Annotated in this window: 2 pseudogenes; both read right to left on the bottom strand. The window is 43.7% G+C overall.

What is annotated here, in order from left to right:
• A pseudogene (locus ACFINO_RS11440) lies at positions 1-446 on the bottom strand (phage tail protein); the annotation flags it as partial.
• Between the two features lie 12 nt (positions 447-458).
• Positions 459-563, bottom strand: a pseudogene (locus ACFINO_RS11435) (lytic transglycosylase); the annotation flags it as partial.

Genomic DNA, 563 nt, shown 5'->3' with positions numbered 1-563 from the left:
AGTGGGGTAGGATTAACAAGATGCCAATGATCTCCATTATAAAACAATGTATAAATGCACCCTTGTTGGATTTCCCCTCCCGATAATGCACTGATGCCTAATTCTGTTGCTTTATAAACCGGCTTGCCATCTAAAGCATTTAAGACAATCGTGGTCGCTCCAACATTCCTGCCCGTCGCCATAAAGCGCAAAACGATACCATTCTTATACTCTAAAAACTGTGAAGTGCTTGCAAGTCTTATCACACTCGTTTGTTGGACATGATCATTTGTCACAATGCCTTCAAGCTCTCCACCCGTGTCTGACAAGTATTCCTTTACGCGCTGCATCATCACACGGGCGCTCGTATTCACACTGCTAGGATACTGTCCTTCGGACCAATCAATCAAATTATCAGAACGCGTATTATCCGCCGCTCTAAGCGACCAATCATAAATCGTTGACATTTCTCGTGAATCCTAATTCCGGTAAAATGGTCCGTAAAACGCCCGCATGAATTGCGTCATCAAAGGATTATCATCATCATCACTCTCTTCTTCTTCCGAAGCCTCTTCTTGTGATGC

This window comes from Bartonella sp. AA83SXKL (genome assembly GCF_042196965.1).
GTDB lineage: Bacteria > Pseudomonadota > Alphaproteobacteria > Rhizobiales > Rhizobiaceae > Bartonella.
Note: the sequence above shows the minus strand (reverse complement) of the source record. Positions and strands in the feature narration are given on the sequence as shown.